Raw genomic sequence first — 25687 nt, 5'->3', positions numbered from 1 at the left:
AAGGTTCAGCGGCGCTGGGACGGCGGAACGGCGGTGCGTACCGTGCCGACGGCCGCGCCGGTACGCTGCTCGCGGCCCGCCGCGTCGCCCAGGGAACGCCCGCGCGCCCTACCGCTCATGCCAACGTATCCGCCCAGCCGTGCACCGCCGGTCCGCGCGAGGGGGGCGGTGCCGCACCGACACCGGCCAGGTCCCGGTCGGCCACCCGCAGCAGCCGTCCGGCGAGGTCCTTCAGGGCGCGTCCGGACGCCAGCTCGTCACCGATCTCGGGGATGTCCACGTCCTCCGGGTTGCAGTGGGCCGTGCCGCGGCCCGCGAGCGTGGCCGAGCCGGTGTCGAGCACCGCCCGCGCCTTCGTCGTCCCGTCCTCCTCGAAGAGCAGTATCCGCACCGTCCACTCGGTGGTTCGCGTCATGACGTACCTCCGCTTCACAGCACCCGCCGGTCGCCCGCGCGTCCGGCCGGGCGCGGTCACTCGTGCGGGACGACCGCCACCGGGCACGGCGCGTGGTGCAGCGCCGCCTGTCCGAGGTGCCCGATCCGCGACGGGATCCGGGGACGCCGATGGCGGCGCCCGATGACCAGCAGTCCGGCCTGCCCGGCCTCCTCCAGCAGCGCCTGCGCCGGGCTCTCCAGATCCACCCGCTCCACCACCCGCACCTCGGGATACCGCGACCGCCAGGGCCGCAGCGCCTCGGCCAGCTCCTTCCGGGCGTCGTGCGCGGTCTGCTCCGCCACGTACGGTTCCACCCCGCCGCCGCGGTTGTAGGCGTGCGCGGGCAGATGCCGCCCGTGGACCGCGCGCAGGGGGACGCCGTGCCGGGCGGCGGTCGCGAACGCGAAGTCCATCATCGCCACGCACGGTTCGTGCAGGCTCACCCCGACCACCACATCGCCCCGTCCGTCCGCGGTGGCGCCCTGCCGGGCCCGGACCAGCACCGTGGGCACGTTCACCCGGGTCACCAGCCGCAACGCGACATCGCCCAGCACATACCGGGCCACCGGGCCCAGATTCCGGGAGCCGAGCACCAGCAGATCCGACCGGCCCGCCGCTTCGGACAGCGCCTCCAGCGGGTCGGCGGGCACCAGCTCCTCGTCCACCGGGAGATCCGGGTGGCGCGTCTGCACGGCGGCGCGTGCCTGCTCGACGATCCGGTGCGACCAGTGGTTCTGCTCCGCCGCGCGCGCCTTCCGCCCCGGCCGGATCCGCCGCAGCGACGCACCGCCCGGCCGCCGTGGCTCCGGCCCCGTCGGCTCCGCCTCCTGCGGTTCCGCGCCCGGCTCCGGCCGCTCCGGTACGAGCATCGTCCAGGCGTGCAGCAACCGCAGCCGCGCGCCCCGCGTCTCGGCCTCCTCCGCCGCCCACAGCACGGCCGCCAGCGACTCGGGGCTGCCGTCCAGCCCCACCGTCACGGTGCCCGCCGCGGCGGTCGCGCCCGTCACGGCGCCGCTCCCCGGAGCCTCGGACCGCCTGTACGGCTCTGCATCACGGCACTCCCTTCCTGACGGCGCTCCTCCCGGCTGCTGCCCGGCGGAGCGACGCACCCTCTCCTTCCAGGGTGGCCGGATCCGGCGCTTCCGGCATGTGCCCACCGGAGGCCGCGCCACGGACGGGGCGGACGAGCCGGACGGACGGGCCGGATACGGCGCCCGACGGCGGGCGGGCCCGCGGCCACAGAGGTACCGGGACCCGCGCCCACGGGGAAGCGTCCTCCCGAGGCCCCCGCCCCGGGGTGACTCAGCTGTCGAAGTCCACGGTCAGCTCCTCGGACACCGGGAAGCTCTGGCAGGTCAGGACGTACCCGGCGGACACCTCGGCGTCCTCCAGCGCGTAGTTGCGGCGCATGTCCGCCGTGCCCTCGGTGACCAGCGCCCGGCAGGTGCCGCACACCCCGCCCTTGCAGGCGAACGGGGTGTCCGGCCGTATGCGCGCGGCGCCGTCCAGGATCGTGCTGTCGCGGGGGAGCGGGGCGGTGGTGGACCGGCCGTCCAGGACCAGCGTGACCCGGCTGACCGGACCCGTGGCGGGCGCGTCCTCGTGGCGTACCGGACGGACCGGCTCGTCGTCGGCGAAGAACAGCTCCTGATGGATCCGCTCCCCGGGCACCCCCAGCTCCGCCAGCACCCGCTGGGCGTCGCGGACCATGCCGTGCGGACCGCACAGCCACCAGTGGTCGGCCGACGCCACGTCCACCAGCCCGTCGATCAGCGCGGTGAGCCGCTTCGCGTCCAGCCGTCCCGACAGCAGCTCCGCCTCGCGGGGCTCCCGGGAGAGCACATGGCCCAGCTGGAACCGTGCCGGATGGAGATCTTTCAGATCGGCCAGCTCATCGGCGAACATCACCGAATCCGTCCGGCGGTTGCCGTAGAAGAGGGTGACCTGCGAACGGGAATCGGCGGCGAGCACCGACTCCGCGATCGAGACCATCGGGGTGATACCGGAACCCGCCGCGATCAGCACATGGTGGCCGGGACGCGACAGATCCGGGGTGAACGCGCCCGTCGGCGCCATCACCTCGACGGTGTCCCCGGGACGGACCTCGTGCACCAGCCACGAGGAGAACAGCCCGCCGGGCACCACCCGCACCCCGATACGCGGGCGGGAGCCCACCGGCGCACAGATCGAGTACGACCGCCGCTCGTCGCGCCCCTCGACCTCCCGGCGCAGCGTCAGCGACTGACCGGGACGGAACGCGAACTCCGCCGCCAGCTCCTCGGGCACCTCGAAGCTGATCGCCGCGGCGTCGTCGCACAGCGGCTCGACCTCCGCGACACGCAGCCGGTGGAACACGGGACGGCGCCGCCGCGGGCGCGCGCCGGACAGCTCCTCCGGCGGCGTCGCCTCGGTCAGCTCGGACGAGGTCGGGGCCATCAGATCTCCTTGACGTACTCGAAAGGCTCGCGGCAACTCCCGCACCGCCACAGGGACTTGCAGGAGGTGGCGCCGAAGCGGGAGGTCTCCCGGGTGTCCGCCGACCCGCAGCGCGGGCACCGCACCGCGCGCCGCACGCCGGACAGCTCCAGCGGAACCGGCCCCGAGGTGCGCCGCGGCGCGGGACCGGGCGGGGCGATGCCGTGCTCGGCGAGCTTGCGGCGGCCCTCGGCGGTGATCCAGTCGGTGGTCCACGGCGGCTCCAGGGCCGTACGGATCGTGACCCGCGGGAACCCGGCGTTCCGCAGCCGCGCCGCGACCGCGGCGCGCATTTCCGCCATCGCCGGGCACCCCGAATACGTCGGCGTGAGCGTGGCTGTGACCGCGCCGTCCGCGGCGACCTCCACGCCCCGCAGCACCCCGAGATCGGCGAGGGTCAGCATCGGCAGCTCCGGGTCGGGCACCTGCGCCGCGACGCGCCGGGCCAGCGCGCCGGTGAGAGCGGTGACGGTCGCCATGGTCACCACACCCCCTCCGGATGGGCCCGCGCCACGCTCTGCAACTCGTCGAGCAGCGGCGCCAGATGGACGGTACGGTCCCCGTCGCGGCCGCTGCCGGGCAGCGGCCGCGCGTCCGGAAGCTCCAGCCCCGCCGCGTCACAGACCTGCCGCAGCACACCGGCGACCTCCTCCCGGAGGTCCGCCGGAGCCACCCCGCACACCGGGGCGCCGGTGAACAACTCACCGGTGTACGGGGCGGCCTCGGCGAGCGCCGCGCACATCCGGCGGTGCGACTCCTCGGTGCCGTCACCCAGCCGCACCGCCCAGTCCGCGGCGTACTGACGGTGGTACGTCAGCTCCTTGACGCCCTTGTCGGCGACGGCGGCCACCACCGGGTCCGGCGCGCCGTGCGCGAGCCGGGTGAAGAGCGCGAGCCGCCAGCTCGACAGCCACAGCAACCGCACGACGGAGAACGCGAAGTCGCCGTTGGGCAGTTCGGCCAGCCGGAGGTTGCGGAAGGCATCGGCGCCGCGGAAGTAGGCGAAGGCGTCCTCGTCCCGGCCGGAGCCGTCGGCCTGACCTGCGCGGGTGTACAGCAGCCGGGCCTGGCCCAGCAGGTCGAGACCGATGTTGGCGAGCGCCACCTCCTCCTCCAGCTCCGGGGCACGGGTGCACCACTGGGCCAGCCGCTGCGCGCCGACCAGCGCGTCATCGGCCAGCGCCGCACAGTCGGCGGCGAGCCGCGCCGCGTCCACCCCGGCGGGCACGGCCGTCTCCACGCCGTGCAGCGGGTCCTCGAAGCCGGTGCCGAACGCCCAGCGGGCGTCGCCGTCGCCGTGCTCCTCGGCCAGGGACAGGTAGATGTGATCGTCTTCGGTGTCGGCCATGTCCTGCTCCTCTCCGGCCTCAGATGTGCGGGACGTCATCGGGTATGTCGTAGAAGGTGGGATGGCGGTAGATCTTGTCGGCGCTGGGCGCGAAGAACGGATCCTTCTCGTCGCGGGTGGAGGCCGCTATGTGGGACGAGAGGACCACCCAGATGCTGACGCCCTCGTTGCGGCGGGTGTACAGATCGCGGGCGTGGGTGAGGGCCATCCGGTCGTCGGCGGCATGCAGCGAGCCGACATGGACGTGGTTGAGACCGCGCTTGCCGCGGATGAACACCTCGTACAGCGGCCAGCCGGCCTTCGGGTCGTCGGTGTCGCTCATGCCGCCGTTCCTTCCTCGGTGTGGGGCCCGCGCGGGCCGCGAGCCGCCTGCTTGGCCGCGTGGGCGGTGGCCGCCTCGCGCACCCAGGCGCCGTCCTCGTGTGCCGTCCGGCGGCACGCCATCCGCTCGGCGTTGCAGGGCCCGTCGCCCTTGATGACGCGCTGGAGCTCGGACCAGTCGGGCGTCCCGAAGTCGTGGCGTCCGCGCTCGGGGTTCCAGCGCAGCTCGGGGTCGGGCAGGGTCACGCCGAGCCGCTCCGCCTGCGGGACGGTCATGTCGACGAACCGGCTGCGCAGCTCGTCGTTGGTGTGCCGCTTGATCTTCCAGGCCATCGACGCCGCGGAGTTGGGGGAGTCGCCGTCGGGCGGGCCGAACATCATCAGCGACGGCCACCACCAGCGGTTCACCGCGTCCTGGACCATCTCCCGCTGCGCCTCGGTGCCGCGCATCATCGTCATCAGCAGCTCGTAGCCCTGCCGCTGGTGGAACGACTCCTCCTTGCAGATCCGCACCATCGCGCGGGCGTACGGGCCGTACGAACTCCGGCACAGCGGTACCTGGTTGCAGATCGCGGCGCCGTCCACGAACCAGCCGATGACGCCGACGTCGGCGAAGGTCGGCGTGGGGTAGTTGAAGATCGAGGAGTACTTCTGGCGGCCCGTGATCAGCCGCTCGGTCAGCTCGGTGCGCTCGGCGCCCAGCGTCTCGGCCGCGGAGTACAGATACAGGCCGTGCCCCGCCTCGTCTTGGACCTTGGCGAAGAGGATCGCCTTGCGGCGCAGCGAGGGCGCCCGGGTGATCCACACGCCCTCGGGCTGCATCCCGATGATCTCGGAGTGCGCGTGCTGCGCGATCTGCCGGACCAGGGTCTTGCGGTAGCCGTCGGGCATCCAGTCACGCGGTTCGATGCGCCGGTCCTTGGCGATCGAGGTGTCGAACCGCTCCTGCAGCTCCTGCTCGGCGCCGCCGGTGGCCGACGGGGCGGAGTCTGTCGTGGTCATCGATACCAACTTCCCTACCGACCATTCGTTTGGTTCATATTCTGACGAGTTTCCGCGGTGCGGGCAAGCCCCTTTCGGTGCACGAGGTGCACGAGGTGGCCGGGGCGGGCGCCGGACCTCGCTGGCACCCCGCGGCGTACGGCGGCGCAGGGCGGCCCGCACCCCCAGGGATCGGCGCCCGCCGCCGCACGGACCGGCCCGCCCCGGCGCCGCCCGCCCCCTCACTCCCAGCTGTAGAACCCCCGCCCCGACTTCCGCCCCAGCTCGCCCCGCGCCACCTTGGTGCGCAGCAGCTCCGGCGGGGCGAAGCGGTCACCGAGCGTGGCGTGCAGATGCTCGGCGATGGCCAGCCGGACATCCAGCCCCACCAGGTCCGTCAGGCGCAGCGGCCCCATCGGATGGCGGTAGCCGAGGGTCATCGCGTCGTCGATGGCTTCCGGCGCGGCGACGCCCTCCTCCACCATCCGGATCGCCTCCAGGCCCAGCGCCACCCCGAGGCGGCTGCTGGCGAACCCGGGGGAGTCCTTGACCACGACGTCCTTCTTGCCCAGCGCCCGGGTCCAGCCGAGCGCCCGCTCGACCGTCGCGTCGTCGGTGGCCGGTCCGACGACGATCTCCACGAGCGCGGAGGCCGGTACGGGGTTGAAGAAGTGCATGCCCAGGAAGCGGCCGGGGCGGTCGAGTGCCGCCGCCAGCTCGGTGACCGGCAGGGAGCTGGTGTTGGTCGCCAGCACCGTCCCCTCACCGACCGCCCGCTCCGCGGCGGCCAGCACCCCGGCCTTGAGCCCCGCGTCCTCCGGCACCGCCTCGACCACCAGCGCGGCCTCGGGCGGCAGCGCCCCGACCGACTCCACGGTGGCCACCCGGGCGAGTACCTCCTCGACCGCTTCCGCGAGCTTGCCGCGCTCGGCGGCGCGCCGCAGCCCCGTCGCGACCCGTTCCACGGCGGCGGCAGCCGCCCGTCCGTCGCTCTCCACGACCGTCACCGACGCCCCGGCGGCCGCGAAGGACTGTGCGATACCCGCGCCCATCCGGCCGCCGCCGATCACCCCGACGACGCCCGGCGCCGACGGCTCGGCAGATGCGCTGGTCATGCTCGTCTCCTCTGCTCCGCACCCTGTGTCGCCCGGACCCGCCCGGGCCTTGGTCCTGTCGTCACACGCCCGCCCGCCCTCCGGGAGACGGCGGGCGGGTGACGACAGGCCCTTGTCCGTGCGCGGCTCACACCCGCTCCACGAGCATCGCCACGCCTTGGCCGACGCCCACGCACAGCGTGGCGAGCCCGCGCCGGGCGTCCTCCCGCTCCAGCCGCCCCAGTAGTGTCAGCAGGATCCGGGCGCCCGAACACCCCAGGGGATGGCCCAGCGCCAGTGCCCCGCCGTCCGCGTTGACCCGCGCCTCGTCCAGCTCCAGCCGCCGGATCACCGCCAGCGCCTGTGCGGCGAACGCCTCGTTCAGCTCGACCGCGTCCAGCTGCGCCGCCTGCCAGCCGACGCGGGCCAGCGCCTTCTCGGTGGCGGGCACCGGGCCCAGCCCCATCAGCTGCGGCGCCACCCCGGCCGCCGCCGAGGTGATGATCCGGGCGCGCGGCGTCAGCCCGTACCGCTCGACGGCGGCGGCACTCGCCACGACCAGCGCGGCCGCGCCGTCCGAGAGCGGCGAGGCGGAACCGGCGGTCACCACGCCCCCGGGCCGGAAGAGCGGACGCAGCGCCCCCAGCTTCTCCGCCGTCGTCGACGGACGCGGTCCCTCGTCCCGTGTCACCACGCCGTCCGCCGTCTCCACGGGCACGATCTCGCGGTCGAACCGGCCCGCCTCCTGGGCGGCGACCGCCCGCCGGTGGCTGCGCAGCGCGAACGCGTCCGACGCGGCGCGGTCGACGGAGTCGAGCGCCGCGACCTCCTCGGCCGTCTCGCCCATCGACAGCGTCACCCGCACCTCCTCGGGCCCCGCGTCCGCCGCCACCGCGCGATCGGCAGCCGCGAAGCGCGGATTGGTGAACCGCCAGCCCAGGGAGGTGTCCCGTATCTCGCCGGGCTTCGCCCACGGCGTGCCCGGCTTCTCGATGACCCACGGGGCGCGGGTCATCGATTCCACGCCGCCCGCCACGATCAGCTCGGCCTCGCCCGCCCGCACCGCCTGAGCCGCGGAGGCCACCGCCGTCAGCCCCGAGGCGCACAGCCGGTTGACCGTGTGGCCGGGCACCGTGTGCGGCAGGCCCGCCAGCAGCACGGCCATCCGCGCCACATTGCGGTTGTCCTCACCCGCCTGATTGGCCGCGCCGAGGATCACCTCGTCCACCGCCTCGCCCGGGATCCCCGCGCGCCGCACCGCCTCCCCGACCACCAGGGCCGCGAGATCATCGGGCCGTACGGAGGCCAGCGCGCCGCCGAAGCGGCCCTGCGGGGTGCGGGCGCCGTCGATGAGATAGACCTCGTCAGTCATGGCAGGCCTCCTCGGCGGGACGGGCGCCGCCCGGGAGGCACGCCGCCCCCGGCGCGCGGTGCGCGGCGGTCACGGCCGAGAGCCGCGGCGGCCGTCGGCGGGTGGGGGAGCCGGGGCTTCCCGGGGCGTACTGGGGCATGCGTTCCACCTCTTGACAGGCAGTGCTGATGCTTGATTACTTGACTGAGCCGCACGCTAACCGAATGTTCGGTCGGTGCACAAGATGCGGAAAGGAGCTGTGGACAAGGTGAGGCACACCGCTGACGCCACCCCCGGCCCGGTCGAGCGCATGCTCGCCGCGGACCAGGCGTCCCGCGCCATGGGCATCGAGTTGCTGACGCACGGCGAAGGACACGCCCTGCTGCAGATGACGGTGACCGCGTCGATGGTCAACGGCCACGGCACCGCACACGGCGGCTGCCTCTTCCTGCTGGCCGACACCGCGTTCGCCTGCGCCTGCAACAGCCACGGCCCGGTCACCGTCGCGGCCGCCGCCGACATCGACTTCGTCGCCCCCGCGCACGAAGGCGACGTCCTGCACGCGACCGCGGTGGAGCGCACCCGCTTCGGCCGCAGCGGCCTCTACGACGTGACCATCCGCCGTGCCGACGAGGTGATCGCGGAATTCCGCGGCCGCAGCCGCAGCATCCGCAGAACGACGACGAAGGAGCCGCGATGAGCAGCGAACCGACGGCCCGGGCCACCGGAGCCCCCCGTCTCGGGGAGCCCCTGCTGGACGACGGCGAGCGGATGACCCGCGAGGAGCTGCGCGCCGTCCAGCTCCACCGGCTGCGCGCGACGCTGCGCCACGCGTACGACAACGTCGAGCTGTACCGCACCAAGTTCGACCGCGCCGGGGTCCGGCCCGAGGACTGCGGCACCCTGGAGGACCTCGCACGCTTCCCGTTCACCACCAAGGCGGACCTGCGGGACACCTACCCCTTCGGGATGTTCGCCGTGCCGATGTCCGAGGTGCGCCGCGTCCACGCCTCCAGCGGGACCACCGGCCGCCCCACCGTGGTGGGCTACACCGACAACGACCTCTCCATGTGGGCCGACGTCGTCGCCCGCTCGCTGCGCGCCGCGGGCGCCCGCCCCGGCGACAAGGTGCACATCTCCTACGGCTACGGCCTGTTCACCGGCGGCCTCGGCGCCCACTACGGCGCCGAGCGGGCCGGCTGTACGGTCATCCCGGCGTCCGGCGGGATGACCGCGCGCCAGGTGCAGATCATCCAGGACTTCCGCCCCGAGATCATCATGGTCACCCCGTCCTACATGCTCACCCTCCTCGACGAGTTCGAGCGGCAGGGCATCGATCCGCGCACCACCTCCCTGCGGATCGGGGTCTTCGGTGCCGAGCCGTGGACGGAGGGCATCCGGCGCGAGATCGAGGGGCGGATGGATCTCCACGCCGTCGACATCTACGGTCTCTCCGAGGTCTGCGGCCCCGGCGTCGCTCAGGAGTGCGTCGATACCAAGGACGGTCTGCACGTCTGGGAGGACCACTTCTACCCCGAGATCGTCGACCCGCTCACCGGCGAGTCCGTGCCCGACGGCGGGCGCGGCGAGCTGACCTTCACCTCCCTGACCAAGGAGGCGCTGCCGGTCATCCGTTACCGCACGCACGACCTGACCCGCCTGCTGCCCGGTACCGCCCGCCCCGCCTTCCGCCGGATCGAGAAGATCACCGGCCGCTGCGACGACATGATCATCCTGCGCGGGGTGAACGTCTTCCCCAGTCAGATCGAGGAAATCGTCCTGGCCGCCCCCGGCGTCGCCCCGCACTTCCAGATACGGCTGAGCCGCCGCGGCCGCATGGACCGTATGGCCGTCCTCGTCGAGGCACGGCCGGGCACCGCCCCCGAGGCGCGCACGGCCGCCGCCGCGCAGATCGCCAAGGGCGTCAAGGACGGCGTGGGCGTCACGGTCGAGGTGACCATCGTCGAACCGGAGACCCTGGAGCGCTCGGTGGGCAAGATCCGCCGCATCAAGGACCTCCGGGACCGGGACCACTGAGTGCCGCCCCGCCCGCCCCCTCAGCCCGCGTCCGCGAGGACCATCTCTGCCGCCTTCTCGCCGATCATGATCGTCGGGGCGTTGGTGTTCCCGGACGGCACCGACGGCATCACCGACGCGTCCGCCACCCGCAGCCCCGCCACGCCGTACACCCGCAGCGACGGATCGACCACCGCCTCCACGCCCTGTCCCATCCGGCAGGTGCCCACCTGGTGGTGGTACGTCCCCACCGCCCGCCGCACATACGCCCGCAGATCGTCCCGGGTACGGGCCTCCGGACCCGGCGCCACCTCCGCCTTGCGCCAGGCGTCGAAAGCCCGCTGCCCGCCGATCTCCCGGCTCAGCTCCACCGCGTCGACCAGCGCCTCCAGGTCGTAGGGATCGTCCAGCACGTTCGGATCGAGCAGCGGCGCCGCCTCGGGGTCCGCGGAGGCCAGCCGCAGCGTGCCGCGTGACCGGGGCCGTACGAGGCCCGGCGCGATGGTGTAGCCGTGCTCGGGCACCGGATAGGACTCCGCCGGATACACCAGGTGCAGGAAGAGCGGCTGGAGGTCGGGCCCTGGCAGTCGCGCGTCGGACGACGCGAACAGCTGCGCCTCCAGCAGGTTCGCGGTACCGGCCGGAAGCGGACCGGTGGCCTCGTAGATGTTGCTCACCAAAAGGTGGTCGTGGAGGTTGGCGCCGACGCCCGGCAGGTCCACCGCCGTCTCCACCCCCACCGCGCGCAGTGCGTCCGCCGGGCCGATGCCGGACAGCAACAGCGTCTGCGGCGAGCCGAGCACCCCGCCGCAGAGCAGCACCTCCCGTGCGGCGCGCGTCCGGTGCAGCCGCCCGCCGGCCGCGTACTCCACGCCGACGGCCCGGCCCTTCTCCAGCAGCACCCGGTGCACCCGCGCACCGGTCGTCACCGTCAGGTCCGGGTTGCCCAGGACGGGCGCGACGAAGCTCTGCCAGGCGCTCATCCGCAGCCCGCCGCGGACCGTGACGTGGTTGAAGCCGACGCCGGTCATCCGCGCGCCGTTGAAATCCTCGGTGACGGAGTGGCCGAGACCGGCCGCCGCCGCCACGAACGCGGCGGCCGTGGGGTGTGGTTCGGTGATCCGGCCGACCGGCAGCGGCCCGCCCGCGCCGTGCCAGGCACCGGCGCCGTCCACATGGTCCTCGGACCGTTTGAACAGCGGCAGCACGCTGTCCCAGTCCCACCCCGGGCAGCCGTCGGCGGCCCAGCCGTCGTAGTCGCTGCGGTGTCCGCGGATGTAGATCATGCCGTTGAGGGAGCTGGAACCGCCGAGCACCTTCCCGCGCGGCCAGGCCAACGTCCGTCCGTTGGCGTGCCGTTGGGGGACGGAAACGGCCGCCCAGTCCAGCGCGGACCCGAGGAGCGCGGGCCACCCCTGCGGGCTGTGCACCCGCGCGTCATCGTCCGGCGGTCCGGCCTCCAGTACCTGCACGGAGTAGCCCTGGTCCAGCAGTCTCCGGGTCAGCACACTCCCGGCCGAACCGGCCCCCACCACAAGGAAGTCGTGCTCCGTACGCGTCCGCGCCATGGCATCCCTCTCTCGTCCCGCGACCGGCCCGGCGGGCCCGAAGCCGTCGCTCCCCAGGGACGGTAGAGGCCACGCGCCGCCCACGGGCCCGGATCGCCGAGGACGACCGGGAGCGGACGCGGCGCGGTGGGGCGAGGGCCGTACGAGCCGTGGGCGGCAGGGGCGGTTCTCCTGCCGCGCAGGGGCGTCCGAGCGGGTTGAGGCGTGCCGTGAGCAGGCAGAACGCATTGCCTTCGGGATCGGCGAGGACGTGCCGTGCCGCCTCCTCGGGCTGTCCGATGTCGACGCGTACGGCCCGGCGGCCAGGAAGCGTGCCGGCTCGGCGTCCTGATCACGGTCGGTGGCATTGACGTCGATGTGCAGCCACAGAGCAGCTGACCTGCGCTCCTACTGCTCGAAAAGCCTCTGTAGCTCCCGTTCCGCGTCCTCGCCGCCGCGTATCGCCTCCACCACCGCCTGGTGGAAACTGCGGCTGTCCTCCTCGGAGAAGCAGGGGACGGGACTGCCGATCATCGTGAACCAGTCCGTGGCACCGGTGTACTGCACCGCCACATGCGCCTGCTCCTCCGACCAGGTCGTATGGATGGTCACATCACCGTCGAGCACACCCGCCTCCACGGTGCGGACGGTGCCCGGCCGCGCGTGGATGCCGACGGTGGTCCAGGAAGCCCAGGTCATGAATTCCCCCTCGGGTGACGGGGGCACCGGCCGGCGGCCGGGCGCAGTTCCTCAAGTCTGGCACCGGCGGCCGGTCGCCGCAGGGCGGCCCCGCGGCCCCAGGGGACGCCGGCGTTCACTCCGGTGGCCGCACCGGTGCGGACAGCCGCCGGGATCCGGGGCAGAGGAGGGGCATGAGCAGTCACACCGCACCGCACGACGCCGACCGGCCCGGCCCGGACCCCGCCCACCGCAGGCCCGAGGGGGTCAGCGACGCCACGGTCCGGGCGTTGGGAACCCTCTCGGAAGCCCTGGAGACCGTCGAACGGGCCCGCGGCCACCTCTACGCCTTCCACCAGCTCACCGGCGGCGCCGACCGCACGGTGGGGGAGAGCGTCCACCAGCTACGGGCGGCCGGACACCTCGATCTGGCCGAACTGGTCGAGCGGGAGATCGTCGGGCGGAACGTCCTCCCGGGCCGGTGGACGTTCCAGGTGGTCGAGGAGTACAACGCCACCTACTACCGGCCCTTCACCGCCGTCGAGGAGCAGGTGCGCGACGTACTCGTCGCGGGCCGCGAACACGTCCACGAAGCGGAACTCAAGGAAACCCGCCGCACCCACGGCCACCCCGACCACACCGCCGCGCCCTGACGGAGCGGCCGCCGACGGCCCGGCGCGCGGCGTCAGCCGACGGCCGGTCCCGCCGCGCCCGGCGGACGGCTGCCGATCCGCATGCCGGGGCGGCGGCGGTGCACGGTGAGATACGACAGGCCCGCCGCGCCCGCGACGAGGGCGCGGCGGGAGCCGTGCGGCAGCCACACCAGACCGCCCGCGGCCAGCGCCTCGTTCGGCCCGGCGGATTCCAGGGTGCCGCCCCCGGCGAGGACGAGGAGGAGAACGTCCAGGTCCGGTTCGGTGTGCGCATCCACGCGCTGCCCGGCCGTCAGGTGGACGACATTGGCGTCGAGCTGGCGCCCGGACTCGGCAAGCTTCCACCGCACCGCGGCGCCGCCCGAGGCGCCCGCGGTGAGCGCCCCGACATCGCACAGCACGCTCGGAACTGGAGATTCCACCCTGTCCACCTTTCCCCGGGGCCGTGGGGCCGCATTCTTCCATCGGACGGCACCGGATGATCGCGTGGCCGCGGGCGGGGCCGTTGCCGTGGCCCTGCACGAGCCCGACCGCGTCGACGCGCTGCGCGCCGAGGCCGGGATCGAGCCGTACGAGGAGGACATCGCGCAGTTCACGACCGGCTGACGGCCGCCCCGGCAGCCGCGCGAGGCAGGCCGCCCCGCTCCGGCGGGGAACGGGGCGGCGACGGGCCCGGGAAAGGGGGGACCGGGCGGTGGCTCAGGCGACGACGATGTTCTCGGCCTGCGGGCCCTTGTGGCCCTCGGTGACATCGAAGGTGACGGCCTGTCCCTCCCGCAGCTCCCGGAACCCGGTGGCGTTGATGTGGGAGTAGTGGGCGAAGACGTCGGGGCCGTCGCCGTCCTGCTGGATGAAGCCGTACCCCTTCTCCGCGTTGAACCACTTCACGATGCCGCTCTTCATATGCCCTCCACGGGAACTCGTGCGGTCTCCCGCACCGTGCGGGAGGCCGCGACAGACGACGGATGACTGACAAGTGGTGACCGGCCGCGCCGGATCCGGAACTCTGCGGCCACCCTCCGATGTTACACAGAGAGTGACTTAATGGCCACAAAGAGTGCGCGTTTGGGGTGAGTTTCGTGTGGTTTGCGTGTCGATGGAGGAATGCGGAGGGTGAGGGGTGCCGCCGCGCGTCGCGGTTCGGGGGGCGCCGGGCCGTGGACAGGAAAGGGCCCGGCCCCTTCCGAAGGAGCCGGGCCCGGAGTTCCGTCGGCGGCCGGTCAGCCGACCGCGTCGTGACCGAGATCGATGTCCAACTCGGTGCGCCCGTCGGTGTCCACCCGCAGCGGCGCGGCGACCGGCGGATAACCGCTGGCGATCACCGTGTAGGTGCCCTGGTCGAGGTCGGTGAAGGCGTACGCGCCGTCACCGCCGGTCGTCGCCGTCCCCACGACGTTGCCCGCGGGGTCCAGCAGCGTCACCCGGGCGTCGCCCAGCGGGCCGTGGTGCGCGGACCGCACCGTGCCCCGGACGCGGGCGCCGGGCGCCAGCCGGATCTCGTAGCGGTTGCGGCCGCCGGGCATGACCTCCACCGGGAGGGCGGCCGGGCGGTGACCCTCGGCGCTGACCGCGAGGGTGTAGCCGCCCTGCGCCAGCTCCCCGAAGGCGAAGCCGCCGTCCGCACCGGCGATACCGGACGCCACGACCTCACCGCGGACATCCGTGGCGATCACCAGCGCACCCGGCAGCGGAGTGCTGTCCAGATCCGCGACGACCTCGCCGGAGAGTCCGGCCGTGCCGCCGAGCGCCAGATCGAACCGCACCGGCTCGTCCGTCACCACGACCGTCGCCGCCTGCGGCTGCCGGGCGCCCGCCGAGCCGATCAGGACATACGTCCCGGCGCCCGGCACGGCCAGCACGTAGCGGCCGTCGTCCCCGGTGGCGGTACGGCCCAACTGCCGTCCGCCGACATCGATCAGCGTGACCACGGCCTGCGCCACCGGGGCGCCGCCGCCGTCGTGCACGGTGCCCTCGACACAGGGGCCCGACACGTCCACGGGCGCGGGCTCGACGGGCGGCGCCTCCGCGGCGGTGGCCTCGGCTTCCGTGCTGCCGCCGGTGCCCTCGCCCGATCCGTTCTCACCGGCGGTTCCGGCGGCCTCCGCGTCGGCCTGGGCGCGCGCCTGCAGACCGGAGATCTGCCGCAGCGGCACCTCCTTGATGAACAGCACCAGCAGGAACGCCACCGCGACGACGATCGCGCCCATCAGGAAGACCGTGTGCATCGAGTCGGCGAAGCCGCGCTTGAACGGCTCGGCCAGCCGCGGGTCCAGATGCTGGATGAACGACGAGTCGCTGAGCACACCGGAGGAGTTCCCGCCGCCCCCGGGCGCCTTGAGCATGTCGAGGACCGGCTTGTTGGCCGGGTCCCGGAGGACGGCCGGGTCGTGCAGCGCCGCCTGGAACCGCTCGGTCCGCACGGCCGAGCCGAACGCGTCCGCGATCTTCTCGCCGACGGTGCTGAACAGCACCGACAGGAAGATCGCGGTACCGGCGGTGGCGCCCATCTGCCGGAAGAACGTCGACGACGCGGTCGCCACGCCCATGTCCCGCGGCGGCACGGCGTTCTGCACCGCCAGCACCAGCGTCTGCATGCAACCGCCCAGCCCCAGGCCGAAGACGAGCATGTAGAGCATCGTCTCCCACAGCGCCGTGTCCCACTGCACCCGGAAGTGGAACAGCAGCATCGCCGCGACCATCAGCGCCGTACCGAGGATCGGGAAGATCTTGTAGCGGCCGGTCTTCGCGGTGATCTGGCCGGACGCGACGGAAGCGATCAGCATGCCCGCCATCAGCGGCAGCATCTCCAGGCCCGAGCGGGTGGGGCTCGCGCCCTTCACGATCTGGAGGTACTGCGGGATCATCAGCATCCCGCCGAACATCCCCATACCGATCAGCACGGACAGCAGGCTCGTCATGCTGAACGTGCTGTTACGGAAGAGCCGCATCGGGATCAGCGCATCGTCCCCGATCCACCGCTCGACGAAGATCCACGCGATGATGCCGATGCCGCCGATGACATAGCAGGCGATCGAAGTGTTCGAGCCCCAGCCCCACTCGCGGCCCTGTTCGGCGACGAGCAGCAGCGGGACGACGCCGATCGCGATGGTCAGCGCGCCCCACCAGTCGATGCGGTGGTCGCGCCGCGTGTGCGGGATGTTGAGGACCTTCGCGACGACGAACAGCGCGATGATGCCGATCGGCACGTTCACCAGGAACACCCAGCGCCAGCCGGTGACGCCCAGCAGGTGCTCCTGCCCGGCCAGCGCACCGCCGATCAGCGGGCCCGCCACGCTGGAGGTGGCGAAGGTGCCCAGCATGTAGCCCTGATAGCGGGCCCGTTCGCGGGGCGGTACGACGTCGCCGATGATGGCCAGCGCCAGCGACATCAGACCGCCCGCGCCCAGGCCCTGCACCGCGCGGAACGCCGCGAGTTCGGTCATCGAGGTGGCGAACGTGCACGCCACCGAACCGGCGACGAAGACGCTGATCGCCGTCAGGTAGTACGGCTTACGGCCGTGCAGGTCGGACAGCTTGCCGTAGAGCGGTGTGGAGATCGTCGAGGTGATGAGGTACGCGGTGGTCGCCCACGCCTGCTGGCTCAGTCCGTGCAGGTCGTCGGCGATGGTCCGGATGGACGTACTGACGATGGTCTGGTCGAGCGCGGCCAGGAACATCCCCAGCATGAGTCCGCTGAGGATGGTCAGGATCTGACGGTGGGTGAGGACACCTGTCCCCGGTATCTCCTTGGCCCCCGCCGTGGGTGGGGAGGTGGATGTGCTCATGCGCTGTGCTCTCCCTGTTGCGCGGCGCTGCCCTGGTCTCCCCCGGAGCACGGTCGCGCGTGTTGGTGTTCCACCAAGTCGTTGTTGAGGCGCCCCAGCAGCCGGATCAGGTCCGCCCGGTCCTGCGGCGTCCATGGCTCCAGCAGCCTGGCCAGTTCGGCGTCGCGCTGACGCCGGTAGTGCTCGAAGGTGTCCCGGCCGGACGGGGTGGCGCTCAGCAGCGTGCCCCGCCGGTCGTCCGGGTCCGGCCGCCGTTCGACGAGTCCCCGGTCGACCAGTGCCCGTACCTGACGGCTGACCGTCGACAGGTCCAGGAACGCGTCGGCGGCCAGATCGGTCGCCCGTCGGTCGCCACCGATCACCAGCCGGGCCAGCAGCACCCGGTCGGCGGCGCTCGCGTCGTTCTTCGCGCGCTGCTTCCACGCCGCGATGAGGCGCGTGAACCGCACGATTTCCGATCCCAGTCCGGCGGCGGCCTCGTCCAGTCCGGAGGAGGCGGTGACCCGCTCGTCCGTGCGGCCGTCAGGGGGGACCGTCCCCTTGCTCATGTTGAATCCTTGCGAAGTCCGTCGGCGCACGTCGGCCGACCCGGCATATTGCTTGTATCCAGCAAGTCTAGCCTCTCGCGGCGCCCGCCGATCACCGCCCGGCCGCCGTCCCGGGCCGAACACCGTTGTCAGACCCGGGCATTACGGTCGTAAGCATGACCGACGATGCCGCCCTCGACGCCACGCTCCAGGCCCACCGCCGACCCGCCGGGGTGCGCCGCCGGGCCGGGGCGTGGGCCTCCGCCAAGGCGTGGCGCCGACGAGGCGCGTACCTCCGCCGGAGGGCCGTGTGCCTACGCCTCCTGGCCCGGCATCTCCCGGGCCGCCGCCTCCAGTGCGGCCGCGGCTCGGGTCACGTCCGCCTCGCCGGTGCGCCAGTTGCTGAAGGCGGCCCGCAGCGCGGGGGTTCCGTCGTACACCGTCGGCGTCACGAAAACCTCGGGGGAGACCGCGTCCGCGAGCATCCGCAGCCGCTGGGCCGTCGGTTCGCCGGTCAGCGTGAAGCAGACGACGTTCAGCCGCACCGGTGCCAGCAGCCGCAGCCCCGGCGCCGCGTCCACCGCCCGCCCCAGCGTCCGGGCCCCGGCCACGCACCGTTCGACGATCTCCCGGTAACCGTCCCGCCCGTAGGCCCGCAGGGTGAACCACGCGGCGAGCGCCCGCAGGCGGTGCGAGTTCTCCGGCGTCAGATGGACGAGGTCCGGCTCCGCGCCCAGCGGCCCCAGGTACGCCGCGGCGTTGCGGAACACCTGTGCCTGCAGATCCGGCCGCCGGGTGAACTGCACCGCGCTGTCGTACGGCACATTGAGCCATTTGTGCAGGTCCACGCAGACCGAGTCCGCCAGATCCAGCCCGGCCACCAGATGCGCCGACGCGGGGGAGAGGGCGGCGAAGGCGCCGAACGCGGCGTCGACGTGCAGCCAGAAGTCGTAGCGGTCGCGCAGCGCGGCGACGGCCGTCAGATCGTCGAAGTCGACGGTGTTGACGGTCCCGGCGTTCGCCACGACGACACACGGCCCGTCCTGCCGCGCCAACTCCCGCTCCAGCGCGCCGACATCGACGGCCTCCCGCCCCGGCAGCGTCGCCACCGGCACCAGCGCGTCCCGCCCGAGCCCCAGCATCGAGAGTCCCTTGGCCACGCTCGAGTGCGCGGCCCCCGACAGCACCCGTACGGGGCCGAGCGCCGCCGCACCGCTGCGCGCCGGGGAGACGCCGCGCCGTTCCCCGAGCCATTCGCGGGCCACCGCGAGGCCGACGGTGTTCGACATCGCCGCCCCGCTCACGAACGTCCCCGCGTGCGCGTCCGACAGGCCGAACAGCTCCCGCAGCCAGCCCACGGTGCGCCGCTCCAGCAGCTGGCCCGCGCCGTCCAACGAGGTGTTGGAGTTCTGGTCGGCGGTGGCGGTCAGCCAGTCACCGGCCAGCGCCGCGGGCGTCGCCCCGCCCGTCACGAACCCGAGGTACCGGGGCCCCGCGCTCGCCGACAGCCCCGGCTCCCAGTGGTCCCCGAACTCGGTCAGCGCGTCCCGCAGCCCCGTCCCGTACTCCGGCAGCGGTGCCTCCGGCGGCGCCTGCCAGGCCGGGACCACCGGCCGCTCGGGCAGCCCGTCCAGGAAGGCCACGGCGCGTTCCCGCGCGGCCTCCAGCAGGGCGGGAAAGTCGGACAGGTCGTCGGCGAGACGAGGGTGCATCAAGGCTCCATCCTTCGGTTCGCTGTCACGCTAGGGCGGTGCGCGCGACCGTGGCCCGGTCCGCCTGCCGACAACTGGACCGGTTCCGGGGCCCATACGCCACCCGCGCGGGCGCCGGCCTCCCGTCGTGCGCGCGCCCGCACCGCCCTCGTAACCTCGGGACATGACCGACGCCCAGGGCCTGCCCGACTCCGACGACGTACGCCGTATCGCGCTCTCGTTCCCCGGGACGGAGGAGCGGCTGGCGTGGGGGATGCCGACCTTCCGGGTCGCCGGGAAGATGTTCGTCACCGTGCCGGACGACGAGACGTCGTTCGCCGTCCGCTGCCCGATGCACGAGCGCGCGGAGCTGATCGCGGCGGAGCCGGAGAAGTTCTGGGTCCCGCCGCACGAGGCCGGCTCCCACTGGGTACGGGTCCGGCTCGCCGCCCTGGAGGGCGAGGGCGAACTCCGGGACATCCTGGCCGACTCCTGGCAACAGGCCGCGCCGCCCCGCCTGTTGGAGACCTTCCACCCGTAGGGGGCGCCCCTCCGGGCGGGCCCGGCCCGGTGCCGTACCCGCATGGCCGGGCGTCCCGGGCGGCGCCCGCCCCGCCGCCGAACGGTACGTACGGACGGAACGGTCCCATGGGCAGGACGCGGGCCGCGACCGGCCCTGTTCACCGATCCCCGCGGCGGCGGGCGGCGAGGCCGCCTACGCTCGGCGCATGCCCGCCCCGGAAGCCGCCGCCCGCCGAGACCGCGCCCGTCGCCGCCGTACGACCGCCCTCGACATCCTCGGGACGCTCGGTCTGCTCGACCGCTGGCGGCCCCTCGGCCGTCCGGTGGTCGTCGGGTCGGTGGCGCTGGACCTTGTCGTCGAACCGGACATCGACCTGGAGATCTACTCCCCGATGCCGTCCGCCGCCCGGGGCTTCGCCGCGCTCGCGCCCTGCGCCGAGCTGCCGGGCGTGCGCCGATTGCGGTTCACCAACGCCCTCGACCTGCCCGACCAGGGGCTGTACTGGACCACGAGGCGGACTCCGGCGACACCTGGCAGATCGACATGTGGTGGCTGGCCGACGACCACCCGGGCCCCCGGGCCGCCGACCTGGCCGGACCGCTGCGCGCGGCGCTGACCGAGGAGACGCGGGACGCGATCCTCGCGATCAAGGAGGCGGCGGCAGCCGAGGGCGAGCCGCTGCCGGGCGTCTGGGTCTACCGTGCGGTCGTCGCCGACGGGGTGCGCGGCTATCCCGCGTTCACCGCCTGGCGCGCCCGCACGGCCACGGACCGGCTGACGTCCTGGCGTCCTGCCACCGGCCCGGCGCGCTGAGTCACGGTGCGGGCCGCGGGCGGGGGCGTGGCGTCCGGCACCCCGTCGGCCTGGGATGATCGGGGCATGGCTGAACGCGTAATCGCCGCGTGTGACGGGGCGTCGAAAGGAAATCCGGGACCGGCGGGCTGGGCCTGGGTCATCGCCGACGAAGCCGGCGACCCGGTCGTCTGGGAGGCCGGACCGCTGGGCACGGCGACCAACAACGTCGCCGAGCTGACCGCCCTGGAACGGCTGCTGACCCACGCCGACCCGGAGGTCCCGCTCGAAATCCGGATGGACTCGCAGTACGCGATGAAGGCGGTCACGACGTGGCTGCCCGGCTGGAAGCGCAAGGGCTGGAAGACCGCCGCGGGCAAGCCGGTCGCCAACCAGGAGCTGGTGGTGCGCATCGACGCACTGCTGACCGACCGCTCCGTCACGTTCCGCTATGTCCCCGCGCACCAGGTGGACGGCGACCGGCTCAACGACTTCGCCGACCGCGCCGCGAGCCGCGCCGCGACCGACCAGGAGCCCGCGGGCAGCGCCCAGGGCTCCCCGGAGCCGCCGCCGTCCTCGCCCGCCGCCGCCCGCACCAAGCCGGTCCGCCGCAGCGGCGGCGCCACCCGCACGCGCGGCTCCGGGGACGGTTCGGCCCGGACGCTGAAGGCGAAGTTCCCCGGCCGCTGCCGCTGCGGCCGCTCGTACGCCGCGGGCGAACCCATCGCCAAGAACCCGGACGGCTGGGGCCACCCGGACTGCCGCACTTCCGCGAACGGGGCGGCGTAACGGGCTCCACCGAGGGCTGAAGGCCGGGGGCCGGGGGTTGGCGACGGGAACGCTTCGGTTCCGTCGCGCGGCCTCCGGTCCTCAGCCGTGCCTGCTGGACGCGCGGGCGGCCGAGGACACCGTGCGGGTGGTGACGGACGGACGTTCCGTGGCCGATCTTGCGGAGGAGATGGTGGCGGCGACGGGGTGGGCGGAGCGGCCCGTTGTCCGGCCGCCCGGACGCCTGGGCCGAATCGGCCGCGGAGCCCGCCGTACGCCGCCCGGTCTGCCGTCGCGGCCCTACTCTGCCTGCCGTTGGGGCCGTACCCTGCCTGCTGCCGAGGAGGGGGCCGTGCGTTGCGGCCCCGCTCGCGTCCGTCCCAGGCGCCCGCCCGTCCCCGCGATCCGTCCGCGTGCGCCCCCGCGCCGGTGCCGATCACGCCAATCGGGGCGCGATCACGTCGTTGACCAGCGCAGTTACCCGGATCCGCCCTCGCCTCGGGCGACCGTACAGGAGAGTGCGGAGGGAGATTGACCGCATACACAGCGTAAGAAAAGGCGAGGAGGGCTTGGCCTTGAGGGGCGGAGACATCACCCAGGCGTTGACCATGTTGCACACCACGGTCGTGCACACCGGGAACGACGTACGGGACACCCTGGACAAGGGGGTGGAGCGACTGGCGACCGGACGGGAGCTGGCGCACAAGGAGGTGCTGGCGAAGCTGGACGGCGTGGCGCAGGGGGAGGCCACACTGAAGGCGCTGTCCGGTGTGCGTGAGGAACTGCGCGCCGTCGGGCGGAGCGTCGGCTCCCTGAAGGCGAAGGCCGAGGAGGCGGGCCCGTCTTCGACGGTGGATGTGCAGGGGGAAGTGGCGGCCGCTCTCGGTTCGTTGGGGGAGGACGTGAAGAGCTTGACGGGGCTGCTCGGTGATCTTCATGAGGAGCTGGTGAAGCTGCGGACGGCCGAGCCGGGGCCGTCCACGGCGGCGAATCCGCAGGCGGCTGCCGAGGTGCGGGCGGTCGATTCGTCTGCGGGAGGTGCCGGGTGTGCCGAGGTTGGTGTCGACGCTGACGCTGACGCCGGTGCCGATGCCGGGCACCTGGACGACGATGAGGGGCCCGCCGATCCCGCCGATCGCCCCGGTGGGAGGGTGCCCGTATCCGTAGCGGCTCCCGAGGTGGAGGGCATCTCCGTGGGGATTTCGGGACCGTCCGCCCCAGGCGCCGTTCCGGCCTCGTCCGCCGTCATCGCTCAGGAAGCCTCCCTGATCCCGTCCCCGCGGGCCGCCCTCGCCGATGTGCTGAAGGAGGCGGTGGCGCCCTTGCAGGGCGAGCTCGCCCGCGCGCGTAAGGAACGGCAGGAGCGCCAGGAGGAGAGTGAACTCGCCGTGAAATACGGCGAGTTGGCGAACGAGATGGCATCCCTGCGCAAGGTCGTGGTCGGCATCGCCGAGCGTACGGCGGGGGAGGTGGAGGCAGCTCCCGAGGCCGCCCCGGAAGCGACCGTGACCCCGCTCGCCGCCCCCGAGTCCACCGCTGTCGCCCCCGCCGACGGCACAGCCCACCGTCGCCTGCTGCTCCAGGCAGCGCGGGTGTCGTCGACGGTGCTCGTCTGTCACCGCGACGTATGGGAGTTCGTCTCCGCCACCGCCGGGCGGCACCGGCATTTCCGGATGCCGTCGGAGGTCATCGACGAGGGGGCGGGGCGGGTCTCGGCCGCGTTGTCGGGGCGTTCCCTGATCGCGATGCTGATCAGCCTCTTCCGGATCCGGACCGCCGATGACGACGGCGACGGGGACCTGCCGCTCGCCACCACGCTCTACCTCCGCATCGAACAGGCCCTGACCGCCCTCGCGTCCGACGGGTCTTCGCTGACCATCGTTCTCGACGACCGTTCGGCGCCGGACCCGCGGGAGGCGGCCGGAGGCGGCGCGAGGCACCGGCGCGACCCGGACGGCACGGGTGGCCGGCAGAACGCGGAGCCGGGCAGTGTCCGCGAGCCGTCCCGGCCACCGGAGGACGACGGCGAGGCCCTGGCCGGCTGACGCGAGAAGTGGCCTCGTAGGCCGGACCGGCTTCCTGACGAGGGCGCCGGTCCCCGCCACCGGACGCGGGTACCGGCCCCGCTTCCCGTTGCCCGGGGCGAGGCCGTACCCGCCGGGAGCCCCATCCCGATTTCCGGCCCAGGCGCGCAGCCGTTCCCCCGTTCGTCACACCCCCGAATCCGCCCGTATCTCCGCAGGCCGGTACGCCCTCTCCTCCGCATCCGCGAGCCAGAACAGCAAGGGGGAGAGGGCCAGTTCGAGGCCGCCGAGCGCCGTCTGGAACCAGTGCGGCCACCCCGTCACGGCGACCGAGAGCACCCGGCCGAGCGCGCCCAGGAGGAAGACGCCGGTCAGCAGGCGGACCGACGCCGCGGGGATCGGTGTCTGGCGGGTCGCCCGCAACCAGGCCAGGCCGTACCCGGTGAAGACCGCGCCGAAGAACCGGCCGAGGTTGTCGACCGTCGCACCCGCCCGGGACGCGCCCGGGATCGCGGCGTTCCCGCCCAGGACGTGGAAGAGGCCGATCGCCGCGCAGCAGTACCCCATCGCGAGCGCCAGCCGGCGCAGTGTTTTCGCCCGGGTCATGTCCCACCCTCTCCTCGGTCGGGGCGCCACGCGCACCCGTCCGGCACGGGAGCCGGAGGACGCCGCGTGGACGCCGTCACGTCAGCCGAAGTCGTCGCGCCAACCGGATCCGCCATGTCGGTCGAATCCCTCAACTGGACACGTGTACATCAGCGTCACCCCCGTACTGGACACATGTCAAGTAAGGTGAACGCATGTCGTCCCGTCAGCGGCTCAGCCCCGCCGAGCGTCGTGCCCAACTTCTCGCCGTCGCGGCGCAGCTCTTCGCCGCGCAGCCGTACGACGACGTCCGGATGGAGGGCGTCGCCGAGCGGGCGGGTGTCTCCCGGGCCCTGCTCTACCAGCACTTTCCCAGCAAGCGTGAGCTCTTCGCGGCCCTCTACCGGCAGGCCGCCGGGCAGTTGCTCGACCGGTCCCGGGTCGATCCCGCCGATACGTTTGTGGAGCAGCTGACCGAGGGGCTGGACGCCCACCTCACGTACTTCGCGGAGAACCGCAACACCGTCCTGGCGGCCAACCGGGTTCTCGCCGGGGACCGGCTGATCCAGACGATCATCGCCGATGAACTCGACGCGCTGCGTGAGCGGTTGCTCGCCGTGCTGCCGTACGCCGCGGGCGAGCGGGAGGCCGTCTCGGGGGTGCTGAAGAGCTGGCTGGTCTTCGTCCAGGTGCTCTGCGTCGACTGGCTCACCGAGGAGAACTGCACCCGTACCGAACTCCGCGAGGTGTGCATCGGCGCGATCGTGGGGGCGCTGCGTCCGCTGCTCGACGAGGATCCCGCGCCGGAGTGGCCCCGCTGACGCGGGACCCGTGTGCCGGGTGGGGCGGATGAAGCGCTTCTGTTGCCCGGCTTAAGAAATGATCGATGGACGCGGCGCCCGCCGGACGGCAGATTGTGAGGCGTCCGGCCACGAGCGGCCGCGGGTCTCCGCGTTCGCCGCCTGTGTGCCGGTTTTTCCTGCCCGGATGCGCCGCTTCACGGTGTGCCCGGGCCCGTCGTCGGCACAGGAGGTGCCCCGGTGAAAGCGCTGGTCAAGGAGAAGGCTGAGCCCGGACTGTGGCTCCGGGACGTCCCGGAGCCGGCCGTCGGGCCCGGCGATGTGCTGATCAAGGTGTTGCGCACCGGCATCTGCGGCACCGACCTGCACATCCGTAACTGGGACGGCTGGGCGCAGCAGGCCGTCGCCGCGCCGCTGATCGTCGGCCACGAGTTCGTCGGCGAGGTCGTGGAGACCGGCCGGGACGTCACCGACATCGCCGTCGGCGACCGGGTCAGCGGCGAGGGCCACCTGGTGTGCGGGAAGTGCCGCAACTGCCTGGCCGGGCGCCGCCACCTGTGCCGCGCCACCGTCGGTCTCGGCGTCGGACGGGACGGCGCGTTCGCCGAGTACGTCGCGCTGCCCGCCTCCAATGTGTGGGTGCACCGGGTGCCCGTCGACCTCGATGTCGCCGCGATCTTCGACCCGTTCGGCAACGCCGTGCACACCGCGCTGTCGTTCCCGCTGGTCGGCGAGGACGTGCTGATCACCGGCGCCGGGCCGATCGGGCTGATGGCGGCGGCCGTCGCCCGGCACGCCGGGGCCCGCAACGTCGTGATCACCGATGTCAGCGAGGAACGCCTGGAGCTGGCCCGCAAGATCGGCGTCAGCCTCGCGCTGAACGTGGCGGGCGCGACGGTCGCCGACGGCCAGCGGGAGGTCGGGCTGCGCGAGGGCTTCGACATCGGCCTGGAGATGTCCGGCCGCCCCGAGGCGCTGCGCGACATGATCGCCAACATGACCAACGGTGGCCGCATCGCCATGCTCGGCCTGCCATCCGACGAGTTCCCCGTCGACTGGGCCCGCATCGTCACCTCGATGATCACCCTCAAGGGCATCTACGGCCGCGAGATGTTCGAGACCTGGTACGCGATGTCGGTGCTGCTCGAAGGCGGCCTCGACCTCGCGCCCGTGATCACCGGCCGGTACGGCCACCGTGACCACGAGGCGGCGTTCGCCGACGCGGCGAGCGGCCGCGGCGGCAAGGTCATCCTCGACTGGACCGCCTGACTCCGGTTCTCCCGCCCGACCTC

The 25687-nt window shown here is 73.3% G+C and carries 27 protein-coding genes and 1 pseudogene; 10 read left to right on the top strand and 18 right to left on the bottom strand.

Going from position 1 to position 25687, the window contains the following annotated elements; translation table 11 throughout:
- Positions 1-115: 115 nt before the first annotated feature.
- From OG422_RS01225 to OG422_RS01185, 9 genes are all read right to left on the bottom strand, one after another.
- Complete coding sequence (locus tag OG422_RS01225) at positions 116-415, bottom strand: DUF1876 domain-containing protein (protein WP_143944110.1); 300 nt, start codon at positions 413-415, stop codon at positions 116-118.
- A gap of 56 nt (positions 416-471) precedes the next feature.
- Positions 472-1443, bottom strand: a complete 972-nt coding sequence (locus tag OG422_RS01220; protein WP_405738641.1) for a universal stress protein — start codon at positions 1441-1443, stop codon at positions 472-474.
- 295 nt (positions 1444-1738) lie between these two features.
- Positions 1739-2872 (bottom strand): 1,2-phenylacetyl-CoA epoxidase subunit PaaE, encoded by a 1134-nt coding sequence (gene paaE, locus OG422_RS01215; RefSeq protein ID WP_405738638.1) that lies wholly within the window; start codon positions 2870-2872, stop codon positions 1739-1741.
- Entirely contained in the window at positions 2872-3390 is a 519-nt protein-coding gene (paaD, locus tag OG422_RS01210) for a 1,2-phenylacetyl-CoA epoxidase subunit PaaD (RefSeq protein WP_405747588.1), read from the bottom strand. Before paaD ends, paaE begins: the two co-directional genes overlap by 1 nt.
- A 2-nt stretch (positions 3391-3392) precedes the next feature.
- Positions 3393-4259, bottom strand: a complete 867-nt coding sequence (paaC, locus tag OG422_RS01205) for a 1,2-phenylacetyl-CoA epoxidase subunit PaaC (protein ID WP_405738635.1) — start codon at positions 4257-4259, stop codon at positions 3393-3395.
- Between the two features lie 19 nt (positions 4260-4278).
- On the bottom strand, positions 4279-4581 hold the full coding sequence (gene paaB, locus OG422_RS01200; RefSeq protein WP_143944113.1) for a 1,2-phenylacetyl-CoA epoxidase subunit PaaB: 303 nt from the start codon (positions 4579-4581) through the stop codon (positions 4279-4281).
- Positions 4578-5582: a 1,2-phenylacetyl-CoA epoxidase subunit PaaA gene (gene paaA / locus OG422_RS01195; RefSeq protein ID WP_405738631.1), complete on the bottom strand. Its 1005-nt coding sequence runs from the start codon at positions 5580-5582 to the stop codon at positions 4578-4580. Before paaA ends, paaB begins: the two co-directional genes overlap by 4 nt.
- Before the next feature lie 221 nt (positions 5583-5803).
- Complete coding sequence (locus OG422_RS01190; RefSeq protein ID WP_405738628.1) at positions 5804-6676, bottom strand: 3-hydroxyacyl-CoA dehydrogenase family protein; 873 nt, start codon at positions 6674-6676, stop codon at positions 5804-5806.
- A 127-nt stretch (positions 6677-6803) separates the two neighbouring features.
- Positions 6804-8027 carry a thiolase family protein gene (locus OG422_RS01185; RefSeq protein ID WP_405738626.1) on the bottom strand — a complete coding sequence of 408 codons (1224 nt, stop codon included), beginning with the start codon at positions 8025-8027 and terminating at the stop codon, positions 6804-6806.
- Positions 8028-8250: 223 nt separating this feature from the next.
- Between OG422_RS01185 and paaI the strand changes: the two genes are divergently transcribed.
- The gene (gene paaI / locus OG422_RS01180; protein ID WP_405738623.1) at positions 8251-8706 is read left to right on the top strand and encodes a hydroxyphenylacetyl-CoA thioesterase PaaI; all 456 of its coding nucleotides are present in this window, start codon (positions 8251-8253) and stop codon (positions 8704-8706) included.
- Positions 8703-10043, top strand: a complete 1341-nt coding sequence (gene paaK, locus OG422_RS01175) for a phenylacetate--CoA ligase PaaK (RefSeq protein ID WP_405738620.1) — start codon at positions 8703-8705, stop codon at positions 10041-10043. The genes paaI and paaK overlap by 4 nt, the downstream gene beginning before the upstream one ends.
- Before the next feature lie 20 nt (positions 10044-10063).
- On the opposite strand, the gene OG422_RS01170 is transcribed toward paaK, so the two are convergent.
- The 3 genes and pseudogenes from OG422_RS01170 to OG422_RS01160 all read right to left on the bottom strand — a co-directional run bounded on the left by OG422_RS01170 (position 10064) and on the right by OG422_RS01160 (position 12268).
- Positions 10064-11590 carry a GMC family oxidoreductase gene (locus OG422_RS01170; protein WP_405738617.1) on the bottom strand — a complete coding sequence of 509 codons (1527 nt, stop codon included), beginning with the start codon at positions 11588-11590 and terminating at the stop codon, positions 10064-10066.
- A gap of 190 nt (positions 11591-11780) precedes the next feature.
- A pseudogene (locus tag OG422_RS01165) lies at positions 11781-11953 on the bottom strand (VOC family protein); the annotation flags it as partial.
- A 24-nt stretch (positions 11954-11977) separates the two neighbouring features.
- A complete protein-coding gene (locus tag OG422_RS01160; protein WP_143941362.1) occupies positions 11978-12268 on the bottom strand; it encodes a hypothetical protein in 291 nt (96 codons plus the stop codon).
- Positions 12269-12441: 173 nt separating this feature from the next.
- Here OG422_RS01160 and OG422_RS01155 point away from each other — a divergent pair, with 173 nt between their 5' ends.
- Positions 12442-12900 carry a hypothetical protein gene (locus OG422_RS01155; RefSeq protein ID WP_143941361.1) on the top strand — a complete coding sequence of 153 codons (459 nt, stop codon included), beginning with the start codon at positions 12442-12444 and terminating at the stop codon, positions 12898-12900.
- A 32-nt stretch (positions 12901-12932) separates the two neighbouring features.
- Here the strand turns inward: OG422_RS01155 and OG422_RS01150 are convergent, their stop codons facing one another.
- From OG422_RS01150 to OG422_RS01130, 5 genes are all read right to left on the bottom strand, one after another.
- Entirely contained in the window at positions 12933-13322 is a 390-nt protein-coding gene (locus tag OG422_RS01150; RefSeq protein ID WP_405738612.1) for a hypothetical protein, read from the bottom strand.
- Positions 13323-13599: 277 nt separating this feature from the next.
- Positions 13600-13803, bottom strand: coding sequence for a cold-shock protein (locus OG422_RS01145; RefSeq protein ID WP_143941359.1), 204 nt, complete (start codon positions 13801-13803; stop codon positions 13600-13602).
- A gap of 317 nt (positions 13804-14120) precedes the next feature.
- Positions 14121-16685 carry an MFS transporter gene (locus tag OG422_RS01140; protein WP_405738608.1) on the bottom strand — a complete coding sequence of 855 codons (2565 nt, stop codon included), beginning with the start codon at positions 16683-16685 and terminating at the stop codon, positions 14121-14123.
- Positions 16682-17233 (bottom strand): MarR family winged helix-turn-helix transcriptional regulator, encoded by a 552-nt coding sequence (locus tag OG422_RS01135; RefSeq protein WP_405738605.1) that lies wholly within the window; start codon positions 17231-17233, stop codon positions 16682-16684. Before OG422_RS01135 ends, OG422_RS01140 begins: the two co-directional genes overlap by 4 nt.
- Before the next feature lie 293 nt (positions 17234-17526).
- Positions 17527-18924 carry a pyridoxal phosphate-dependent decarboxylase family protein gene (locus OG422_RS01130; RefSeq protein WP_405738601.1) on the bottom strand — a complete coding sequence of 466 codons (1398 nt, stop codon included), beginning with the start codon at positions 18922-18924 and terminating at the stop codon, positions 17527-17529.
- 163 nt (positions 18925-19087) lie between these two features.
- Here OG422_RS01130 and OG422_RS01125 point away from each other — a divergent pair, with 163 nt between their 5' ends.
- The 5 genes from OG422_RS01125 to OG422_RS01105 all read left to right on the top strand — a co-directional run bounded on the left by OG422_RS01125 (position 19088) and on the right by OG422_RS01105 (position 23031).
- On the top strand, positions 19088-19444 hold the full coding sequence (locus OG422_RS01125; protein ID WP_143941355.1) for an MmcQ/YjbR family DNA-binding protein: 357 nt from the start codon (positions 19088-19090) through the stop codon (positions 19442-19444).
- A 187-nt stretch (positions 19445-19631) separates the two neighbouring features.
- Entirely contained in the window at positions 19632-20042 is a 411-nt protein-coding gene (locus OG422_RS01120; RefSeq protein ID WP_405738598.1) for a hypothetical protein, read from the top strand.
- Complete coding sequence (locus OG422_RS01115) at positions 19970-20239, top strand: hypothetical protein (protein ID WP_405738595.1); 270 nt, start codon at positions 19970-19972, stop codon at positions 20237-20239. Before OG422_RS01120 ends, OG422_RS01115 begins: the two co-directional genes overlap by 73 nt.
- A 66-nt stretch (positions 20240-20305) precedes the next feature.
- Positions 20306-21007 (top strand): ribonuclease H, encoded by a 702-nt coding sequence (locus tag OG422_RS01110; RefSeq protein ID WP_405738592.1) that lies wholly within the window; start codon positions 20306-20308, stop codon positions 21005-21007.
- A 587-nt stretch (positions 21008-21594) separates the two neighbouring features.
- Positions 21595-23031 (top strand): hypothetical protein, encoded by a 1437-nt coding sequence (locus OG422_RS01105; protein ID WP_405738589.1) that lies wholly within the window; start codon positions 21595-21597, stop codon positions 23029-23031.
- A 165-nt stretch (positions 23032-23196) separates the two neighbouring features.
- On the opposite strand, the gene OG422_RS01100 is transcribed toward OG422_RS01105, so the two are convergent.
- Positions 23197-23616, bottom strand: coding sequence for a DUF4345 domain-containing protein (locus OG422_RS01100; RefSeq protein WP_405738586.1), 420 nt, complete (start codon positions 23614-23616; stop codon positions 23197-23199).
- A gap of 194 nt (positions 23617-23810) precedes the next feature.
- Here OG422_RS01100 and OG422_RS01095 point away from each other — a divergent pair, with 194 nt between their 5' ends.
- Positions 23811-24416, top strand: a complete 606-nt coding sequence (locus OG422_RS01095; protein WP_143941349.1) for a TetR/AcrR family transcriptional regulator — start codon at positions 23811-23813, stop codon at positions 24414-24416.
- 219 nt (positions 24417-24635) lie between these two features.
- The gene (gene tdh, locus OG422_RS01090) at positions 24636-25664 is read left to right on the top strand and encodes an L-threonine 3-dehydrogenase (protein ID WP_143941348.1); all 1029 of its coding nucleotides are present in this window, start codon (positions 24636-24638) and stop codon (positions 25662-25664) included.
- Positions 25665-25687: the final 23 nt, after the last annotated feature.

Origin of the sequence: Streptomyces sp. NBC_01525 (assembly GCF_045040405.1) — a bacterium.
In the GTDB taxonomy this organism is placed as follows: Bacteria; Actinomycetota; Actinomycetes; order Streptomycetales; family Streptomycetaceae; genus Streptomyces; species Streptomyces benahoarensis.
Note: the sequence above shows the minus strand (reverse complement) of the source record. Positions and strands in the feature narration are given on the sequence as shown.

What these genes read in the sequence shown, in the direction of transcription:
- OG422_RS01225 (WP_143944110.1), bottom strand. Translation starts at nt 415, where the DNA reads ATGACGCGAACCACCGAGTGGACGGTGCGGATACTGCTCTTCGAGGAG.
- paaE (WP_405738638.1), bottom strand. Translation starts at nt 2,872, where the DNA reads ATGGCCCCGACCTCGTCCGAGCTGACCGAGGCGACGCCGCCGGAGGAG.
- paaD (WP_405747588.1), bottom strand. Translation starts at nt 3,390, where the DNA reads ATGGCGACCGTCACCGCTCTCACCGGCGCGCTGGCCCGGCGCGTCGCG.
- paaC (WP_405738635.1), bottom strand. Translation starts at nt 4,259, where the DNA reads ATGGCCGACACCGAAGACGATCACATCTACCTGTCCCTGGCCGAGGAG.
- paaB (WP_143944113.1), bottom strand. Translation starts at nt 4,581, where the DNA reads ATGAGCGACACCGACGACCCGAAGGCCGGCTGGCCGCTGTACGAGGTG.
- paaA (WP_405738631.1), bottom strand. Translation starts at nt 5,582, where the DNA reads ATGACCACGACAGACTCCGCCCCGTCGGCCACCGGCGGCGCCGAGCAG.
- OG422_RS01190 (WP_405738628.1), bottom strand. Translation starts at nt 6,676, where the DNA reads ATGACCAGCGCATCTGCCGAGCCGTCGGCGCCGGGCGTCGTCGGGGTG.
- OG422_RS01185 (WP_405738626.1), bottom strand. Translation starts at nt 8,027, where the DNA reads ATGACTGACGAGGTCTATCTCATCGACGGCGCCCGCACCCCGCAGGGC.
- paaI (WP_405738623.1), top strand. Translation starts at nt 8,251, where the DNA reads ATGCGGAAAGGAGCTGTGGACAAGGTGAGGCACACCGCTGACGCCACC.
- paaK (WP_405738620.1), top strand. Translation starts at nt 8,703, where the DNA reads ATGAGCAGCGAACCGACGGCCCGGGCCACCGGAGCCCCCCGTCTCGGG.
- OG422_RS01170 (WP_405738617.1), bottom strand. Translation starts at nt 11,590, where the DNA reads ATGGCGCGGACGCGTACGGAGCACGACTTCCTTGTGGTGGGGGCCGGT.
- OG422_RS01160 (WP_143941362.1), bottom strand. Translation starts at nt 12,268, where the DNA reads ATGACCTGGGCTTCCTGGACCACCGTCGGCATCCACGCGCGGCCGGGC.
- OG422_RS01155 (WP_143941361.1), top strand. Translation starts at nt 12,442, where the DNA reads ATGAGCAGTCACACCGCACCGCACGACGCCGACCGGCCCGGCCCGGAC.
- OG422_RS01145 (WP_143941359.1), bottom strand. Translation starts at nt 13,803, where the DNA reads ATGAAGAGCGGCATCGTGAAGTGGTTCAACGCGGAGAAGGGGTACGGC.
- OG422_RS01140 (WP_405738608.1), bottom strand. Translation starts at nt 16,685, where the DNA reads ATGAGCACATCCACCTCCCCACCCACGGCGGGGGCCAAGGAGATACCG.
- OG422_RS01135 (WP_405738605.1), bottom strand. Translation starts at nt 17,233, where the DNA reads ATGAGCAAGGGGACGGTCCCCCCTGACGGCCGCACGGACGAGCGGGTC.
- OG422_RS01130 (WP_405738601.1), bottom strand. Translation starts at nt 18,924, where the DNA reads ATGCACCCTCGTCTCGCCGACGACCTGTCCGACTTTCCCGCCCTGCTG.
- OG422_RS01125 (WP_143941355.1), top strand. Translation starts at nt 19,088, where the DNA reads ATGACCGACGCCCAGGGCCTGCCCGACTCCGACGACGTACGCCGTATC.
- OG422_RS01120 (WP_405738598.1), top strand. Translation starts at nt 19,632, where the DNA reads ATGCCCGCCCCGGAAGCCGCCGCCCGCCGAGACCGCGCCCGTCGCCGC.
- OG422_RS01115 (WP_405738595.1), top strand. Translation starts at nt 19,970, where the DNA reads ATGTGGTGGCTGGCCGACGACCACCCGGGCCCCCGGGCCGCCGACCTG.
- OG422_RS01110 (WP_405738592.1), top strand. Translation starts at nt 20,306, where the DNA reads ATGGCTGAACGCGTAATCGCCGCGTGTGACGGGGCGTCGAAAGGAAAT.
- OG422_RS01105 (WP_405738589.1), top strand. Translation starts at nt 21,595, where the DNA reads ATGTTGCACACCACGGTCGTGCACACCGGGAACGACGTACGGGACACC.
- OG422_RS01100 (WP_405738586.1), bottom strand. Translation starts at nt 23,616, where the DNA reads ATGACCCGGGCGAAAACACTGCGCCGGCTGGCGCTCGCGATGGGGTAC.
- OG422_RS01095 (WP_143941349.1), top strand. Translation starts at nt 23,811, where the DNA reads ATGTCGTCCCGTCAGCGGCTCAGCCCCGCCGAGCGTCGTGCCCAACTT.